The sequence below is a fragment of the Microvirga flavescens genome (genome assembly GCF_003290125.1).
GTDB lineage: Bacteria > Pseudomonadota > Alphaproteobacteria > Rhizobiales > Beijerinckiaceae > Microvirga > Microvirga flavescens.
Window position 1 is genome coordinate 212,320 of record NZ_QMKH01000002.1, and the last position, 16,343, is coordinate 228,662.

A 16,343-nucleotide genomic window follows, 5' to 3' on the forward strand; every position below is an offset into this window, starting at 1 on the left:
CGCATCCCCGGGCCACGACCCCGGCAATACGCGAATGGGCGGAGAAGCGGAGCCGCTTCACCACCCGAATAGAAACCCGTTCATAAACGGCCCATCGCTGATGAACCGTTAACCTGACTCCAACGAGCCATTGGAGATGCTCGCCGCCCTGAGCCTCGCGTCCGAGGCATCACGGGTCGCGGTGAACAACCCCATTATCCAGATCGGCCTCAGCCCCCTCAACCGAAGACAATTGGTTTTGGACCTCTCGCAGCCAGGCGAGATTGGCCTCGTTGTCTTCTTCGGCGAGCGCGCGTTCGGCAGCCCGAAGCTCGCTATGTAACGTGCGTGCGCGGCGATGCAAGGTGATTGCTTGCCTTAATGCGTCCTCAAGCCGCAATGAATCGGCATGCTGATCGAGGACCCAGCGGTCGCCGGGGCGGATCAACGCCATCAGGCGCTCGACCGGCTCGGCGAGGTTTTCCCGTTCGAGCCGGGCCTGCATCACCGCATCGTCGGCACTTGCCCCACCGGCGGCCGCATCGAGCAGCACGCGACGGATGAGATGGGAGTTATGCCCCTCAAGGTCAAGCTCCGCAAGGGTTTCAACATGGTCATGCAGCAGGTCCGGATGCCGCAGGAAGGCGCAGAGGATCATCGCCTCCCGCGCCGATCCGGAGGTCGCGCCGGTAAAGAGCGCGCTGCGGGCAAGGAGCGGGCTGACGCTCAACCGGCCGTTCGGCGTCGTCCGGGCCTGCCCCCAACGCTCCTGCCTTCCCCCCTTTTCGCGACGCCCGAACCGCCGCGCGCCGGTATCGGGCGAGAGGACGGAAAGGCGGGTTTCAACCTCTTCCCGGTAGTACCGTTTCAGAGTCTCGTCGCGAATCAGTGCAAGTGATTCGCGCAGGCGCCGCTCGAGGGCCGCCCGCCGCTCCGGCGTATCGAGGGGCCCCGCCTCGATCTCCCGCGCCCAGAGAATGTCGACCAAAGGCCGCGCGCCCGACAGAACCCGCTCCACGGCAGCCGCCCCACCGGACCGCGCCAGGTCGTCCGGGTCCTGGCCCTCGGGAAGAAGGGCGAAACGCAAGGATTTGCCGGGGCTCAGGTTGGGCAGGGCAATGTCGAGCGCCCGGTAAGCCGCCCGCCGCCCGGCCTTGTCGCCGTCGAAACACAGGGTCGGCTCGTCCGACATGCGCCAGAGCAGCGCGAGCTGATCCTCCGTCAACGCCGTACCAAGGGGCGCGACCGCGTTGGCGACGCCCACCGCATTCAGGGAAATCACGTCCACATAGCCCTCGACCGCGATGACCGTGCCCCGGTCATGGGCGGGCGCGCGGGCGAGGTGGTAATTGTAGAGAAGCCGTCCCTTGTTGAAGAGCGGGGTATCCGGCGAGTTCAGGTATTTTGCGGGAACGTCCGCGCTGAGCGCGCGCCCGCCGAACGCCACGACCCGCCCGCGCACATCGCAGATCGGAAACATGACCCGGTCGCGGAAGCGGTCATACGGAACCTTGACCTCCTCGCCGGTGACGAGAAGCCCCGCCTCCTCCATCATCTCGCTGGGGACCCCCTTTTCCGCGAGGTGATCGCGCAGGGAAAACCGGTCCGCCGGGGCATAGCCGATGCGAAACCGCGCCTGGATCTCTGGCGAGAGCGAGCGCCCCGCCAGATAATCCCGCGCCTTGAGGCCAAAACGCCCCTGAAGCGAGGCCTCGAAGAACTGCGTGGCCAGCTCCATGACGTCATGCAGGTTCTTGCGCTTGACCTCCGCGACCTGATCCTCGCGGGTGGCCTTCGGTAGCGCCACCCCCGCCTCGGCGGCAAGACGCTCCACAGCCTCGGGAAAGGAGAGCCCCTCCGTCTCCATGACGAAGGTGAAGATGTCCCCGTGCTTGCCGGAGGAGAAGCAGTGATAGAACTGCTTCTGGTCGTTTACATAGAAAGACGGCGTCTTCTCCGCATTGAACGGCGAGAGCCCCTTCCATTCCCGCCCCGCCTTTTTGAGACGCACGCGCTTCCCCACGACCACCGAGGCCGGCAACCGGGCGCGGATCTCATCGAGAATGTTGGGCGGGTAGCGCAAGAAGCGGGATCTCCAAACCTGCTGCATAACCTAGGCAGCGAAGGAGGGGACAGAAAGAGAGACGACTGGCCGCGCCTGTGCCCGCAATCCACAGCGTCCGGACCCTATGAAGGTGCCCGCATGCCCGGCCCGGCTCCTCCACGAGAGGGAGTCGCTTATGGCCCGCGCCGCATTTCAAGTGCTCGCCAGCAGGTGTTGACTCAAGTCCCGAACGAACGTTGCATCGTCGCGTTCTCGATTGCGGACGATCATGCACCTTATTCCAATACTCGGCATTGCAGCTCTCACGTTCCTTGCTTCAAGCAGTCTGTCATTCGCTCAAACCGCCAATACGGCCTGCGCCTGGAGCCTTCTGAAGCTGGTGCAAACGTTCGAGGATCTGTGCCATCCTGCTGACGGGAGCGAATACCGGAAAACCTTGGACGAGGCTGTCGTCGCCCTTGAAAGCAGAACGAGGGAATTGGCAACAGTCCCCGATTTCGACAAGGCTCTCGTCTCTATGAAGAGCGTGAGAGAGAGCATCAGGAGCGACCCGGCCCAGTGCCGGCAAGGCCCTCTCCATGACATGGCACGAAGATCGAAAGCGAGAGGTGTCGCCCTCCTGCACAAGGAGGTCGCCGAGATCCTGGCCGTCCCGCGCGAAAGGCAGGTCAACGATTGCCTTTGAGAGAGCCGGCGCTCAGGCAACGCCTCAGAACGTTCCGCCCCTCGCCCCTGCCGATGCCAGCACGACATGGGTGGTCGCCGTCGCGACGCCTTTCGTGGAGGCAACGGCGTTCCTGACACGGTCGAGTGCGGCGTTCGACTCGCAGGCGACGGACAGAAGAAGATCGATGGAGCCGGTCAGGGAATGGGAGGCGACGATCTCCGGTAGGCCTGAAAAGCTCGGCAGAACATGCCTGCACTGGAAGCCCGGCGCGAAAGCGACGGCGATCATGGCGCGCACGGCGGGTTCGTGCTCGCCGGAGAGTTCGACCGTATAGCCTCTGATGACGCCCTCGCGCTCCAGCCGGCGCATCCGCTCCTGAGTCGCGGAACGGGACAGGCCGACGACGCGCGCGAGGCCCACAAGGCTTTCCCGCGCGTTCCTGCGCAGGGCAGCGATGAGGAGTTTGTCTTTCTCGTCCAGCATGGCGCGGCAATCCTCCCGCGACCGTCATTTCGACGGCGCGGACGCCACAATGTCTAGTGAAACCGGCATCCGGTTGCGAGAGATATTCACGGGACACGAAGGAGTTTCCCATGGCGTTCACCCGGTCCGTTCTTCTGCCCGTCGACATGCAGGTCGCTTTCGACGATCCGAAATGGCCTCGCCGCTGGAACGATGCCGTCGACAGCAACGGCCTTGCCCTCCTCGACGCCTGGCGGCGGCACAGCCTTCCCGTCATTCATGTCCGGCACGACTCGGTGACGCCGGGCTCCACGCTCGCTCCGGGGCGTCCCGGAAACGCCTTCCGTCCCGGCTTCGGCCCGGTCGGGAATGAGGCGCTCGTGTCGAAGAGCGTCAATTCGGCCTTCATCGGCACTGACCTCGACCTGCGCCTCAAGCGTCTCGATATCCGCCGGGTCGTGGTTTTCGGCATCACGACCGACATGTGCGTATCGACAACGGTCAGGACCGGAGCCAATCTCGGCTACGAGATGATTCTGGTCGAGGACGCCTGCGACTGCTTCGACCTGCCGGACGGCCGGGGCGGAACCATCCCCGCCAGCACCAGCCACCAGGTGCATGTGGCGACCCTCGGCTTCGAGTTCGCCCGCGTGGTCACAACGCAAGGACTGATCGGGGAATTGACGGCTGAGGCTGCCTAGGGGCCCTAGGCAGCCCGCCAATCTCAACCCCGGCAGGGCGTCACATCACCCCTTCGGCAGCAGATCCTTCACCAATCCGCTCGCCTTGGCGAAGTCCATGCGGCCTGCGTACTTTCCGCGCAGGATGCCGACGACCTTGCCCATGTCCTTCATGGAGGCGGCGCCCGTCTCGGCGATGGCGGCTTCGATGGCGGCCTTCACTTCCGCGTCGTCCATCTGCTTCGGCAGAAAGGTGGCGATGACGTCGGCCTCTTCCTTTTCCTGCTGCGCGAGCTCCGGGCGGCCGCCCTGCTCGTACATGGTGATCGACTCCTGGCGCTGCTTGATCATCTTCTGCAGGAGCGCGAGGATTTCGTCCTCGGTCGCCTGGCCCTTGCCCGCGCCGCGGGCTTCGATGTCCTTGTCCTTGAGAGCGGCCTGAATCAGACGGACGGTCCCGAGCTTGCGCTTGTCGCCGGCCTTCATGGCCTCCTTCATTTCGCTCGTGAAGCGTTCGCGCATGGCGCATCTCCTTATATGATAGGCGCTTGAGCGTTGACGTGGCGCGAGCGGCCCCTTAAGTCACCTTCAATACGGTTTCGAGGCTGCGCTGCGGCCCGCTCAAGCGCGGCCCGTTGGGCTTTCGACTTAAAGAGATCATGACGATGCTGCAAGACAAACACGCCGAGGTCCCCACCTCCGGCGGCTGGACAGAGCCGCGCGCCACAGCCGTTCTCGTGCTTCAGGACGGCACGGTGCTCGAAGGTTTCGGCATAGGTGCGGTGGGCGAGGCGACCGGCGAGGTCTGCTTCAACACGGCCATGACGGGCTACCAGGAAATTCTGACCGACCCTTCCTACGCCGGGCAGATCATCACCTTCACCTTCCCGCATATCGGCAACGTGGGCACGAACGAGGAAGACATCGAGAGCGTCAACGCCGCCTCGTCCTCCGGCGTGCGCGGCGCGATCCTCGGTGCGGGCGTCACCGACCCGTCGAACTGGCGCGCCTCGCGCCACCTTGACGGCTGGCTCAAGGCCCGCGGCATCGTCGGCCTCACCGGCATCGATACCCGCGCGCTGACGGCGCTGATCCGCGAGAAGGGCATGCCCAACGCGGTGATAGCGCACGATCCCAAGGGCCTGTTCGATCTTGCCGCCCTCAAGGCGAAGGCTGCCGCCCTGCCCTCGATGGACGGGCTCGACCTCGTCCCCCTCGTCACGAGCGCCCAGCGCTTCGACTGGGATGAGACCACCTGGAAGCTCGGTGAAGGCTATGGCCATCAGGGCGCGGCAAAGCACCATGTGGTCGCCATCGATTATGGTGTGAAGCGCAACATTCTGCGCCTGCTCGCCCGCGCGGGCTGCAAGGTCACGGTCGTTCCGGCGACCGCCACGGCGGATGAGATTCTCGCGCTCAAGCCCGATGGCGTGTTTCTCTCCAACGGCCCCGGCGACCCGGCGGCGACCGGCGAATATGCCGTGCCCACCATCAAGACCCTGCTCGACAAGAAGATCCCGACCTTCGGCATCTGCCTTGGCCACCAGATGCTCGGTCTCGCCGTCGGCGGGCGCACCAAGAAGATGCACCAAGGCCATCATGGCGCGAACCATCCGGTGAAGGACAAGACCACCGGCAAGGTCGAGATCACCTCGATGAACCACGGCTTCGCGGTGGATCCGGAGAGCCTGCCGAAGACCGCCGTCGAGACGCATGTCTCCCTCTTCGACGGCTCCAATTGCGGCATGGCACTCACCGACCGTCCGGCCTTCTCGGTGCAGTACCACCCCGAGGCCTCGCCCGGCCCGCAGGACAGCCACTACCTCTTCGACCGCTTCGTGAAGATGATCGAAGAGAACAAGGCGCACGGCCAAGCTTAAAACTCTTTCCGGCGAAGGTTTGCCTTTGCCGGAACCGCGCCCTCTATGACTTTGGTCGCAAAGATCTTCGCGATCCCAAGGCGACAGCCTGACCGCGACAATGCGGGACATTGCGCTGTCCCCCCAATTCAAGCTAACCGATCGTCAATCACAAAAAACTCAACGATAGTCGCTTGAATCTGGGGGTTTTCTCCAATGTACAGCAAAGTCGAAGCGGACCAGTTTTCCCGCCTGCATAACCTTTTCACGTTTCATCTCGGCGTTGCGAACGTGCTTGCCTGGCTCGTCTCCATCTACGCAGCCTTTTACGCGCCGTGGGTCCGCAACATCCGCCCTCTGATCGATCCGTCCTATGCCGGGCAGGTCGAAAGCACCTGGTCCTTCCTGTTCGTGTTTCCGACGGTGTTGACCGTCTCGTGGCTCATGGCGCTCTCCGGCCGCGAGATCTTCCGACACCTGCGCATGGTCAAGAACGAGAAGATCGAGTTCGGCATCGCCGCCGCCCTCGCCTTCGCCGTGTTCTACCTGGCCATCGACCGGGCCGTGACGGCGCTGTTTCTGGCAGCCTGAGGCTCGCTGAAAATCCGCAACTCCTTATGGCTGGGCTCGCCCCGGCCATATTCGTTGGATGCCGTCGTCAGACGACTGGAGGCTTTCGCTATACCGCGCTATGAGAGCGAAGGTGACGACGAAGGCCAACGCATGAACTGGCGCGATTACTGGAACCAGGACACCCCGATCTACGTGAACGAGCGGCACAAGCTCCTTCACTACCGGCAGGTCGCCAACGACATTGCGGACCTCATCATCTCGCCACGCTCGAACGTGCTCGATTACGGCTGCGGCGAGGCTCTGTTCGCGGACCGGGTGGCGACGCACACGGCGCGGCTTTATCTTTGCGACGGCGCGCCACTCGTGCGCGAGCGGCTGAGCGAGCGCTTCAACGGCGAGAGCCGGATACAGGTTCTTTCGCCGGAAGACATGAATGCGCTTCCCGACAATTCGCTCGACCTGATCGTTGTGAACTCGCTGTTGCAATATCTCCCGCTGGAGGATCTGCGGCGGCTCTTGAAGACGTGGCATGCCAAGCTGAAAAGCGACGGACGTCTCGTTCTCGCCGACGTGATCCCGCCTGGGTTAAGCCCCCTCACCGACGCGAAGGCCCTGCTCATTTTTGCCGGGCAGGGCGGCTTTCTCGCGGCCGCCCTCACCGGCCTCGTGCGCACGGCATTTTCCGATTATCGCAAGATCCGCGAGGAGATCGGCCTTTCGACCTACAGTGAGGCTGAGATCGCCGACCTGTTGCGCGATGCCGGTTTCAACACCGAGCGCCAGCCGCGCAATCTCGGGCACAACCAGGCCCGCATGACCTTCGTGGGACGACCGCGCTGAGGCCTCAAGTCGGGCAGTTCTCCGGCGCGCCGCACGCGAGCGCTCTCTTCTCGCTCCACAGCGACAAGCCGAAGATCACAAGCCCACCAAGCGCCAGAAGCGCGCCGACCCATCCCGTCGAGGCGTAACCGTAGCCAGCCGCAATTGCGAGCCCGCCAAGCCACGCGCCGAGGGCGTTCGCGACGTTGAAGGCGGAGTGATGGAGTGCTGCGGCAAGCGTCTGCGCATCCGCGGCCACATCCATCAGTCGCGTTTGCAGAACGGGTCCGAGCGCCACGCTGCACCCGGCGAGGAAAGCCGAGATCGACAGCATGTAGGGATTGCTCGCGGTGAGCCAGAAGAGCGTCATCACCGCCGCGCCGCCGACCAGCGTTCCAGCAATCGTGGCCTTGAGGTTCTTGTCGCCGAACCACGCGCCGACGAGATTGCCGGTAATCATGCCTGAGCCGAAAATGGCCATCATGACAGGCACCATCGTCTCCGGCATGTCGGCAACCTTGGTCGTCGTCGAAGCGATGTAGGAGAACACGGAGAACAGGCCGCCGAAGCCGATGGCGCCAATGCCCAGCGTGTACCAGACCTGCTTGCGCCTGAAGGCCCCAAGCTCCCGAAGCGGGCTCGCCCCCTCGGCGACACGATCTCTGGGCAGGAAAATCCAGATCAGCAGAACCGTCAGAACACCGAGAAAGCCGACGGCGCCGAAGGCGAGTCGCCACGTCATCGCCTGACCGAAGAAGGTCGCAATCGGCGTACCGAGCAGCGTCGCCACGGTGAGACCCGTCATCACGCGGGCCACCGCCTGGGTCCGCTTGGTGAAATCGACCTGCGAGGCTGCAACCAGGGCCGCCACGCCGAAATAAGCCCCGTGCGGAAGCCCCGTCAAAAAGCGCAAAAGCACGAAGGACGAGAATGTCGGAGCCAGAGCGCTAACCACATTGCCGACGGCGAAAATCGCCATGAGCAGAAGAAGCAAGGTGCGCCGGGGAAGCCTTGCAGCCAGCACGGCGATGATCGGAGCACCGACGACGACACCGCAAGCATACGCGCTGATGGCATAGCCGGCCTGCGGCGTGGTGACGGCAAACTCATCAGCCACGTTGGGCAGAAGCCCCATGATGGAGAATTCGCCGGTCCCGATTCCGAAGCTGCCGACAGCCAGGGCGAGTTCAACGAGCGCCACCCTCACCCCGTTGGGCCTGAGAGCGGACTTGCGGCCTTCGATTGTGTTTTCTGTCAGCAACGAATCGGACATGGAGCCCTCTGGATCCCGAACGGCTTGGCGTTTTGATGAAACCTGCCAAAGGCCGCGTCCTGTTGCGGATCGTTCAGAGCCCTGACTTGCAGCCGATATACGCATAGAGAACAAGTGTCGGGGAGATGCCCGGGCGCAAAGCTGCCTTGCGTCTTCCGGCAAGACCTTATGCGCAAGACCTTATGCGAAGGTCCACATCCTGTGGGCCAGAAAGCTCCAGAGCATCACGATTCCGGTCGTTACGATCTGCGCGGGCAAGTACGGCGCGGCGAGGACCACGGTGAACAGGTGCATGAAGCCCCAGGTCAGGAGAAAGCCGACAAAGGCGACGAGAGCAAAGCGCCACGTTGCCTCGCGGTGCGGCCGGTCGCTGGCGTAGGTATGGCGGCGATTGAGGACGTAGGACAGGATGCCGCCTGCGACATAACCTGCGAGCGTCGCCGGCACAGGAGCCAGCCCTCCACCCTCAACGAGCCCGACGAGAAGCCCGTAGTGGACCACGGCAGCCGCGATGCCCACGCCGAAAAAGGCGAGGAACTGGCGTGCAAGGGCGATGAGGGAGGTCGAGCGGGTCACGCCCTTTCGTTAGCGGCTCCGAGGGTTAAGGTCACTCCCCTTCCTCAGAAAGCTGAGCGGATTCCCCTTCCCTCTCAGGGCCTGCCCGTGTAAGAGCCTCTCTCAACCTTTCAATCAGTTCCCTAGCCGGCTGCGCTTGAAGCGCCGCGTTATGCGGCCGTGCGGCTGGCTACGCCTAGGTGGGCCTATGCCGAAACGGACAGACATCTCCTCCATCCTCATCATCGGCGCCGGGCCGATCGTCATCGGGCAGGCGTGCGAATTCGACTATTCGGGCACCCAGGCCTGCAAGGCGCTGAAGGAAGAAGGGTACCGCATCGTCCTGGTGAACTCGAACCCGGCGACGATCATGACCGACCCGGATCTCGCCGACGCCACCTATATCGAGCCGATCACCCCGGAAGTCGTCGCCAAGATCATCGAGAAGGAGCGCCCGGACGCGCTCCTGCCGACGATGGGCGGTCAGACGGCGCTGAACTGCGCCCTGTCGCTCAAGAAGATGGGCGTGCTCGAGAAATACAATGTGGAGATGATCGGCGCGACGGCAGAAGCCATCGACAAGGCCGAAGACCGCCAGCTTTTCCGCGAGGCCATGACCAAGATCGGCCTCGACACGCCTAAGTCTCGCCTCGCCAACGCTTCGGCGCTGAAGAAGGCTGACCGCGACGCCTATCTCGCCGAACTCGCGCGCCTTGAGGCGCTCGACATTCACCCCGGCGACAAGAAGCGCATGATCGCCGCCTACAAGCTCAAGTGGGACGGTGCGGAGAACGAGCGCCGCAAGCGCTATCAGGAACACGCGATGGGCGAGGCCCTGCTGGCGCTCGCCGAGGTTGGGCTGCCGGCGATTCTCCGCCCCTCGTTCACGATGGGCGGCACGGGCGGCGGCATTGCCTATAACCGCGAGGAATTCCTCGACATCGTGGAGCGCGGCCTCGACGCCTCGCCGACGAACGAAGTCCTGATCGAAGAGAGCGTACTCGGCTGGAAGGAGTACGAGATGGAGGTCGTCCGCGACAAGGCGGACAACTGCATCATCGTCTGCTCCATCGAGAACATCGACCCGATGGGCGTGCACACCGGCGATTCGATCACCGTCGCTCCGGCGCTGACGCTCACCGACAAGGAATACCAGATCATGCGCGACGCCAGCTTGGCGGTCCTGCGCGAGATCGGCGTCGAAACCGGCGGCTCGAACGTGCAGTTCGCGGTCAACCCGAAGAACGGGCGCATGATCGTGATCGAGATGAATCCGCGCGTGTCGCGTTCATCCGCGCTCGCCTCCAAGGCCACGGGCTTTCCCATCGCCAAGGTCGCGGCGAAGCTTGCCGTCGGCTACACGATGGACGAGATCGCCAACGACATCACCGGCGGCGCGACACCGGCCTCCTTCGAGCCGACCATCGATTACGTGGTGACCAAGATCCCGCGGTTCGCGTTCGAAAAGTTCCCCGGCGCGGAGCCGACGCTGACCACCGCCATGAAGTCGGTGGGCGAGGCGATGGCCATCGGCCGCACTTTGCCGGAATCGCTCCAGAAGGCCCTGCGCTCGCTGGAAACGGGTCTCACCGGCCTCGACGAGATCGAGATCGAGGGTCTCGGCAAGGGCGACGACATGAACGCCATCAAGGCGGCGCTCGGCACCCCCACCCCGGACCGGCTCCTGAAGGTCGCGCAGGCCCTGCGCCTCGGCCTCAGCCACGATGACGTCTACGACAGCTGCAAGATCGACCGCTGGTTCCTGGAGCAATTGCAGGCCATCGTCGATCTTGAAGCCAAGGTGAAGGCTCACGGCCTGCCCACCACGCCCGGCGCGTTCCGCCAGCTCAAGAGCATGGGCTTTTCGGATGCCCGCCTCGCGGTTCTCGCGGGCAAGACCGAAGCCGAAGTGCGGACGCTTCGCCGCTCGCTTTCCGTGCGTCCGGTCTTCAAGCGCATCGACACCTGCGCGGCGGAATTCGCTTCGCCCACGGCCTACATGTATTCGACCTACGCCGCCCCCTTCGCCGGAAAGCCGGCGGATGAGGCGTATCCCTCGAATGCCAAGAAGGTCATCATCCTCGGCGGCGGGCCGAACCGCATCGGCCAGGGCATCGAGTTCGACTATTGCTGCTGCCATGCCTGCTTCGCGCTCAAGGATGCGGGCTATGAGACCATCATGGTCAATTGCAATCCGGAGACGGTTTCGACCGACTACGACACCTCCGACCGCCTCTATTTCGAGCCGCTGACCCAGGAAGACGTGCTTGAAATCATCGAGACGGAGCGCCAGAACGGCACCCTGCACGGCGTCATCGTGCAGTTCGGCGGCCAGACACCGCTCAAGCTCGCCAATGCGCTCGAGGAAGCAGGCGTGCCGATCCTCGGTACCTCGCCGGACGCCATCGACCTTGCGGAAGACCGCGACCGCTTCAAGCGCCTCCTCGACAAGCTGCACCTGAAGCAGCCGAAGAACGGCATCGCCTATTCGGTGGAGCAGAGCCGCCTGATCGCCGCCGATCTCGGCCTGCCCTTCGTGGTGCGCCCGTCCTATGTGCTGGGTGGCCGGGCCATGGCGATCATCCGCGACGAGGCGCAGTTCGAGGACTATCTCCTCGGCACGCTTCCGAGCCTGATCCCCTCCGACGTGAAGGCGCGTTATCCCAACGACAAGACCGGCCAGATCAACACGGTCCTCGGCAAGAACCCGCTTCTCTTCGACCGTTATCTCTCGGACGCCATCGAGGTGGACGTGGACTGCCTTTGCGACGGCAAGGACGTCTTCATCGCCGGCATCATGGAGCATATCGAGGAAGCGGGCATCCACTCGGGCGACTCGGCCTGCTCCCTGCCGCCCCGCTCGCTCTCTCCCGAGATCATCGCGGAACTGGAACGTCAGACCAAGGACCTGGCCCTGGCGCTCAACGTCGGCGGTCTGATGAACGTGCAATATGCCATCAAGGACGGCGAGATCTACGTGCTCGAAGTGAACCCCCGCGCCTCACGCACGGTGCCCTTCGTGGCGAAGGTCATCGGCGATCCGGTGGCGAAGATCGCGGCACGGATCATGGCGGGCGAGGCGTTGAACCAGTTCGGATTGAAGCCGAAGAGCCTCAAGCATATCGGTGTGAAGGAAGCTGTCTTCCCCTTCGCGCGCTTCCCCGGCGTCGACGTTCTGCTCGGGCCGGAAATGCGCTCCACCGGTGAGGTCATGGGCCTCGACCGGGGCTTCGGGGTCGCTTTCGCCAAGAGCCAGCTCGGTGCGGGCAACGCCGTGCCGAAGATCGGAACCGTCTTCGTCTCGGTACGCGATAAGGACAAGATCCGGATTCTGCCGACCATGCAGATGCTGGAAGAATTGAATTTCCGGATCGTCGCGACCACCGGCACGCAGAAGTTTCTTGAGGAAAACGGGGTCAAGGCGAGCCGCATCAACAAGGTGCTCGAAGGCCGCCCCCATGTGGTCGACGCCATCAAGAACGGCGACATTCAGCTGGTGTTCAATACAACCGAAGGGGCCGGCGCCCTCTCGGATTCCCGCAGTCTTAGACAAGCTGCCCTCTTGCATAAGGTGCCCTACTACACCACTCTTGCAGGTGCGATCGCGGCCGCTGAAGGCATTAAGTCCTATCTCGACGGCGATCTTGAGGTCCGCGCGCTTCAGGAATATTTCGCCTGAGGCTTCGGCCAAAAATTTAAACTGCGAAGCTTTCTGAGGAAGTTTTCGTTGATCAGCGAGGGCGTCGGCAACGGCGGCCTCGTCTCTCTTTTTGTGAATGAGACGAACGATGGACAAGGTCCCTCTGACGATCAAGGGTTACGCGGCGCTCGAGGAAGAGCTCAAGCAGCGCCAACAGATCGAGCGCCCCCGGATCATCCAGGCGATCTCTGAGGCCCGCGCACTTGGAGATCTTTCGGAAAACGCCGAATACCATGCCGCCAAAGAGGCTCAATCCCTCAACGAAGGCCGTATTCTCGAGCTGGAGAGCCTCATCTCCCGTGCGGAAGTGATCGACATCACGAAGCTCTCGGGCGACCGCATCAAGTTCGGCGCGACGGTGAAGCTCGTCGACGAGGACACGGAAGAAGAGAAGACCTACCAGATCGTCGGCGAGCCCGAGGCGGATGTGCGCTCGGGCCTGGTGTCCGTCTCCTCCCCCATCGCCCGCGCCCTGATGGGCAAGACCATCGGCGATACGGTCGAGGTTTCGACCCCCGGCGGCGGGAAGTCCTACGAGGTCGTGGGCGTCCAATTCCGCTGAAGCGCCCTAATTGGAAGAGAGGACCCTTTCGATGGAAGACAACGCTATGAAGTCCTCTCTTTCGCGCCGCTTCGTTCTCTCCGGTCTTGCCGCGACGAGCCTAGCTGGCGCGGGCTGCACCACCATCGGTTCCGACGCGCAAAACTTCCCGCAGGCCTTTTCGTCCTTTGCGGTCGATGTAGGCCCCTTGAAGGAAAAGGGGCTCGGCTCCTTTGCCGATCTGGTGGGAGACGCCACCCTCTATGAGCTCAAGCGCATTTTCGCGGATCGGGTCGACCCGCGCGGGCCGCGCCTCGTCGTGCGTCTGACGAGCCTTTACATGACCGCCTTCCCCGGCGGCGGGAACGGCGATTCGTGGCGCTGGAGCAGCGGCGGCGGAGGCGGGTCGGATTCGCTCGAGGGCGACGCCCTCGCCATCGACCGCAAGGGCACGGTTATCGCCCAATATCACCTGCTGGCGAGCCGCGGAGCCGATCGCGGCATGGTGGACCCGGACGAGCCGGGCCGCGCGGTGGCTCTCGGCCAGACCTATGCGCAGTGGCTGCGCCGCCAGCTCATTCGCTGACGGGAGCAATATCCTCCAAAGGCACCAGCGGCTCGTCCTTGATGAGATCGAGGGTCAGGGCCGTGCGGACGTTGCGCACATTGGACAGCGACGTCAGATCCGAGACGAAATTCTGGAAGGCGGTGAGATTCGGCGCGACACACTTGAGGATGAAGTCGATGTCCCCGGACAGGGTCCAGCACTCGCGGACCATCGACCAGTCCCGGATGCGCTGCTCGAACTCGTTGAGTTCCTTCTTGCCCTGAACGTCGAGCTGTACCATCGCGAAGCAGAGGATCTCAAAGCCGAGGGCCTTGGGATCGAGCATGGCGCGATAGGCCTTGATGATGCCGGCCTTCTCCAGCGCGCGCACGCGGCGCAGGCAGGGGGGTGCAGACAAGCCGACCCTGCGCGCCAGCTCCACGTTCGTGATGCTGCCGTCGGCCTGGAGCTCTTTGAGAATGGCCCAATCTATGGAATCGAGGCGTCCGCGCAATCTTAACTCCGGGGAAAGGCTCGTCTCGGCTGAGTAGACCGTGTAGAGGGTCTGCACAAGAAGGACGCGCGCTCAAGTCGCAACGTTCTTGATGAACTCCACAGGCACATTGATCAAATGTTGCGCAATACGACCGGCCTGACCTCCTGGGTACTGACCGACGGCAAGGCCGGCGACGAACAGCAGGCGCTCGGCGTGGCCGAGGCCTTGGGGCTGGACCTAGAGATTCGCAGAGTAAGGCCGCGTGCGCCCTTCACATGGCTGATGCCGTGGGGACCGGTCGATCCGCGCGAAAGGCCAGGCGCGCATAACAGCCCCATCGCGCCGCCGTTCCCGGATCTCGTCATCGCGTCGGGCCGCCGGGCCGTCTCCTATCTGCGCTTCGTCAAACAGGCCTCGGGCGGGCGGACATACACGGTCTTCCTCAAGGATCCCCGCACCGGTTCGAAGACCGCCGATTTCATCTGGGTGCCGGAGCACGACCCCTTGCGAGGCCCCAACGTGCTCGCGACGCTGACCCCGCCTCACCGCATCTCCGCAGAGCTCCTGAAAGCGGCCCGCGCCCATCCCGACCCGCGCCTGTCGGACCTGCCCTCCCCCCGGGTCGCCGTTCTCGCCGGCGGGGACAGCCGCCATCATCGTTTCACGGACCAGGACATCGCCCGGTTCCTGCGCGACCTGACCGCCATCGCGGAGACCGGGGCGAGCCTGATGGTGACGGCTTCGCGCCGAACACCACCAAGCCTGAAGAAAGCCCTCGCCCGACTGACGGCCAAGCATGGCGGATTTTTCTGGGACGGCTCCGGCGACAATCCCTACATCCCCCTGCTGGCCCTTGCCGATTTCATCGTCGCCACGGCGGATTCCTTCAACATGATCGGCGAGGCCGCCGTGAGTGGGGCGCCGATCCTGGTCTTCGAGCCGAGCGGCGGACATTCCAAGCTCACGGCCTTTCTGGACGGCCTGAAAGCGGAGGGAGTTGTGCATCCCCTCGCTGGCCGTCTTGAAGGCAGACCCTATGAACCCTTAAATTCAACACCTCATATTGCGGAAGCCATCGCCCAAGGGCTGGCCCGCCACCGTCGCGCTCTCGGTCTGCCCGAAGCGGACCTTCAACCGGAGACGCTTTGACATGGCCCACACTCACGCCAAGCTGATGATTATCGGGTCGGGACCGGCGGGCTACACGGCGGCGATCTACGCCGCACGCGCCTTGCTCGAGCCCGTGCTGATCTCCGGCTTCCAGCCCGGCGGCCAGCTGATGATTACGACGGACGTGGAGAACTATCCGGGCTTCGCGGATGTGATCCAGGGACCCTGGCTGATGGAGCAGATGCGCCTGCAGGCCGAGCATGTGGGCACCCACATGATCTCCGACCATGTGGTGAAGGTGGACTTGAGCCAGCGCCCGTTCCGTCTGGAGGGCGATTCCGGCCATACCTATAGCTGCGATGCGCTGATCATTTCCACCGGCGCTCAGGCGAAGTGGCTGGGCCTGCCATCCGAGGGCCAGTTCCAGGGCTTCGGCGTCTCGGCGTGCGCCACCTGCGACGGCTTCTTCTTCCGTGGCAAGGAAGTGGTGGTGGTCGGCGGCGGCAACACCGCGGTCGAGGAAGCACTCTACCTTGCCAATCTCGCCTCGAAGGTCACCGTCGTTCATCGCCGCGACAGCTTCCGTGCGGAGCGCATCCTGCAGGATCGCCTGTTCAAGCTTCCGAACGTGGAGGTGATCTGGAACGCCGCCGTCGAGGAAATCTGCGGCAGCGAGAACCCCTCCTCTGTCACGCATGTCCGCCTCAAGAACGTTGTTTCCGGCCAGGTTTCCGAGGTCAAGACGGACGGTGTGTTCATCGCTATCGGCCACAAGCCGTCCACGGAACTGTTCGCCGGCCAGCTCGACATGAAGCACGGCGGCTATCTGCAGACCAAGCCCGGCTCGACCACCACCAACGTCCCCGGCGTATTCGCGGCGGGCGACGTGACGGACGATGTCTATCGGCAGGCGGTAACGGCGGCAGGCATGGGCTGCATGGCGGCCCTTGAGGCTGAGCGTTACCTTGCAGCCGCCGAGGAGACCCGCGAAGCCGCGGAATAACGCACGGGGACAAC

At 63.8% G+C, this 16,343-nt stretch carries 15 protein-coding genes; 9 read left to right on the forward strand and 6 right to left on the reverse strand.

Going from position 1 to position 16,343, the window contains the following annotated elements; translation table 11 throughout:
- Positions 1–169: 169 nt before the first annotated feature.
- On the reverse strand, positions 170–2,062 hold the full coding sequence (dnaG, locus tag DQW91_RS05760) for a DNA primase (protein WP_198411795.1): 1,893 nt from the start codon (positions 2,060–2,062) through the stop codon (positions 170–172).
- 691 nt (positions 2,063–2,753) lie between these two features.
- Positions 2,754–3,194 (reverse strand): Lrp/AsnC family transcriptional regulator, encoded by a 441-nt coding sequence (locus DQW91_RS05770; protein ID WP_112662650.1) that lies wholly within the window; start codon positions 3,192–3,194, stop codon positions 2,754–2,756.
- Positions 3,195–3,304: 110 nt separating this feature from the next.
- Between DQW91_RS05770 and DQW91_RS05775 the strand changes: the two genes are divergently transcribed.
- On the forward strand, positions 3,305–3,874 hold the full coding sequence (locus DQW91_RS05775; RefSeq protein ID WP_112662651.1) for a cysteine hydrolase family protein: 570 nt from the start codon (positions 3,305–3,307) through the stop codon (positions 3,872–3,874).
- Between the two features lie 45 nt (positions 3,875–3,919).
- Here DQW91_RS05775 and DQW91_RS05780 read toward each other — a convergent pair whose 3' ends face one another.
- Positions 3,920–4,375: a GatB/YqeY domain-containing protein gene (locus DQW91_RS05780; protein WP_112662652.1), complete on the reverse strand. Its 456-nt coding sequence runs from the start codon at positions 4,373–4,375 to the stop codon at positions 3,920–3,922.
- 143 nt (positions 4,376–4,518) lie between these two features.
- Between DQW91_RS05780 and carA the strand changes: the two genes are divergently transcribed.
- The 3 genes from carA to DQW91_RS05795 all read left to right on the forward strand — a co-directional run bounded on the left by carA (position 4,519) and on the right by DQW91_RS05795 (position 7,125).
- Entirely contained in the window at positions 4,519–5,733 is a 1,215-nt protein-coding gene (carA, locus tag DQW91_RS05785; RefSeq protein ID WP_112662919.1) for a glutamine-hydrolyzing carbamoyl-phosphate synthase small subunit, read from the forward strand.
- 195 nt (positions 5,734–5,928) lie between these two features.
- The gene (locus DQW91_RS05790; protein ID WP_112662653.1) at positions 5,929–6,303 is read left to right on the forward strand and encodes a hypothetical protein; all 375 of its coding nucleotides are present in this window, start codon (positions 5,929–5,931) and stop codon (positions 6,301–6,303) included.
- A 54-nt stretch (positions 6,304–6,357) separates the two neighbouring features.
- Positions 6,358–7,125: a class I SAM-dependent methyltransferase gene (locus tag DQW91_RS05795; RefSeq protein ID WP_342633209.1), complete on the forward strand. Its 768-nt coding sequence runs from the start codon at positions 6,358–6,360 to the stop codon at positions 7,123–7,125.
- A 4-nt stretch (positions 7,126–7,129) separates the two neighbouring features.
- On the opposite strand, the gene DQW91_RS05800 is transcribed toward DQW91_RS05795, so the two are convergent.
- Positions 7,130–8,377 (reverse strand): MFS transporter, encoded by a 1,248-nt coding sequence (locus DQW91_RS05800; protein ID WP_112662655.1) that lies wholly within the window; start codon positions 8,375–8,377, stop codon positions 7,130–7,132.
- Between the two features lie 180 nt (positions 8,378–8,557).
- Complete coding sequence (locus DQW91_RS05805; RefSeq protein WP_112662656.1) at positions 8,558–8,953, reverse strand: GtrA family protein; 396 nt, start codon at positions 8,951–8,953, stop codon at positions 8,558–8,560.
- 187 nt (positions 8,954–9,140) lie between these two features.
- Here DQW91_RS05805 and carB point away from each other — a divergent pair, with 187 nt between their 5' ends.
- The 3 genes from carB (at position 9,141) to DQW91_RS05820 (ending at position 13,759) form a co-directional block, all read left to right on the forward strand.
- Entirely contained in the window at positions 9,141–12,611 is a 3,471-nt protein-coding gene (gene carB, locus DQW91_RS05810; RefSeq protein ID WP_112662657.1) for a carbamoyl-phosphate synthase large subunit, read from the forward strand.
- A 109-nt stretch (positions 12,612–12,720) separates the two neighbouring features.
- Positions 12,721–13,194 (forward strand): transcription elongation factor GreA, encoded by a 474-nt coding sequence (greA, locus tag DQW91_RS05815; RefSeq protein WP_112662658.1) that lies wholly within the window; start codon positions 12,721–12,723, stop codon positions 13,192–13,194.
- A gap of 31 nt (positions 13,195–13,225) precedes the next feature.
- Positions 13,226–13,759: a hypothetical protein gene (locus tag DQW91_RS05820; RefSeq protein ID WP_112662659.1), complete on the forward strand. Its 534-nt coding sequence runs from the start codon at positions 13,226–13,228 to the stop codon at positions 13,757–13,759.
- Here DQW91_RS05820 and DQW91_RS05825 read toward each other — a convergent pair.
- Positions 13,749–14,234, reverse strand: coding sequence for an Lrp/AsnC family transcriptional regulator (locus DQW91_RS05825; RefSeq protein WP_112662920.1), 486 nt, complete (start codon positions 14,232–14,234; stop codon positions 13,749–13,751). The two genes, DQW91_RS05820 and DQW91_RS05825, sit on opposite strands and share 11 nt — an antisense overlap.
- A gap of 117 nt (positions 14,235–14,351) precedes the next feature.
- Here DQW91_RS05825 and DQW91_RS05830 point away from each other — a divergent pair, with 117 nt between their 5' ends.
- Together DQW91_RS05830 and trxB are read left to right on the forward strand one after the other, a co-directional pair.
- Entirely contained in the window at positions 14,352–15,365 is a 1,014-nt protein-coding gene (locus DQW91_RS05830; RefSeq protein WP_112662660.1) for a mitochondrial fission ELM1 family protein, read from the forward strand.
- Between the two features lies 1 nt (position 15,366).
- The gene (trxB, locus tag DQW91_RS05835; protein WP_112662661.1) at positions 15,367–16,329 is read left to right on the forward strand and encodes a thioredoxin-disulfide reductase; all 963 of its coding nucleotides are present in this window, start codon (positions 15,367–15,369) and stop codon (positions 16,327–16,329) included.
- Positions 16,330–16,343: the final 14 nt, after the last annotated feature.